Raw genomic sequence first — 1,596 nt, 5'->3', positions numbered from 1 at the left:
CATTGTGGCCGATCTGGACCTGATTGTCGATTTTGGTGCCCTCCCCGATCACGGTGTCGCGCAAGGACCCGCGATCGATCGTGGTGCCGGCGCCGACCTCGACGTCGTTCTGGATCAGCACCCGCCCGGTCTGCGGCACCTTCAGATGGCCCTCGGGGCCGAAGAAGATGAAGCCGTAGCCGTCCTGGCCGATCGAGCAGCCCGGATGGATCAGGACGTTGTTGCCGATCAGGGCGCACTGGATCGCGGTGCGGGCGCCGACATTGCAGTCCCGGCCGATCTTGACGCCGGGGCCGATCACGGCGCCGACGCCGATCACCGTGCCGCTGCCGATCTCGACATCCGGACCGATGACGGCAAGCGGATCCACGATCACGCCATCCTCGAGCCGCGCCGAAGGGTCGATGATCGCCGACGGTGCGATGCCGTCATTGCCGGTCCAGGATTGCGGCCTGAGCGCGTCGCCGTGCCATTCCCGCGCGATCCTGACGAAGGCGCGGAACGGCTGCGCCACCCGCAGCACCGCCACATGCGCCGGCACCTGGGCCTCGAAACGCGGGCTGACCAGGCAGGCCCCGGCCGCGGTCGCCTTGAGCTGATCGGCGTATTTCAGGTTGTCGAAGAACGTCAGATGCATCGGGCCGGCTTCGTCGAGCGAGGCCAGGCCCGTGATGACGTGGCCGCCCCGGGCGGGGTCGACCAGTTGCGCCTTGGTCAGCGCGRCAATGTCGGCCAGCGCTGAGGCCGGCGGCTTTGTGAAGAAGGTCGGCTGCGCCATTCCACCCCGTCGCGGTCCGGCTTCGGCAAGAAGCGGTCAGGCCGCATCATGCCTTATCTCATGGATTGAGCACGATCTTTTTGGAAACCGGCCCCCAGGGAAATCCAAAGGGAAACCCAAGGAGCCGGATCATGCCCTGCTGATCGAATTAGAACGAGGTGCCGCCGCCGAACCGGAATTCCTGCGTGCGATCGTACTTGCCCTTGGTGAGCGGCACGGCGTAGTCGAAGCGCAGCGGACCGAACGGCGACTGCCAGATCAGGCCGACACCGACCGACGAGCGGACGGCATTGCCGTTGTCATACACCAGGCCGGTACAAGTTCCAGCCGAGGGCGGGTTGATGGTCGACGGCGTGCAGTTCGAGTTCCTGGTCGTGGTCATTTCGTTGGTCACCGACCACGTCGTCGGGCCCTGATAGTCGAAGAGGCCGCCGGCATCGGCGTAGACCGCGCCCTTCAGACCCACTTCCTTCGGCAGGAACCAGAACGGCATCTGCAATTCGAACGAAGCTCCCCAGTACTTGGTGCCGCCGAGCGCGTCCTGCGTGCCAAAAGGATTCAAATCGCGCGGACCGATGCCGTTCGGGGCAAAGCCGCGGACGAGATTCGGGCCCATCTGGAACTGATCCAGCATGCGGATCTCGTTGTTGCCGATCTTGTTCAGGATGCCGCCCTGCAAATGGACGAGGCCGACGATGTCCGACACCAGCGGGGCATAGTACTTTCCGTCCGCCACGGTCTTCAGGTAGGAGACGTCGCCGCCGACACCGGCGAAATCCTGACGGAAGTCGACGAGCAGACCGTCGGTGGGGTTCTTG

2 protein-coding genes are annotated in these 1,596 nt (G+C 65.0%); both read right to left on the bottom strand.

Translation table 11 applies throughout. From position 1 onward, the window contains the following. Window positions 1–778: UDP-3-O-(3-hydroxymyristoyl)glucosamine N-acyltransferase (locus tag ACXJL8_RS40600; RefSeq protein WP_456686982.1), on the bottom strand; the 778-nt coding region annotated here is incomplete at its 3' end. A 148-nt stretch (window positions 779–926) separates the two neighbouring features. Then, the coding region (locus tag ACXJL8_RS40595; protein ID WP_456686981.1) for a BamA/TamA family outer membrane protein at window positions 927–1,596 on the bottom strand (670 nt) is incomplete at its 5' end.

Source organism: Bradyrhizobium sp. P5_C11_2 (genome assembly GCF_054049755.1).
Note: the sequence above shows the minus strand (reverse complement) of the source record. Positions and strands in the feature narration are given on the sequence as shown.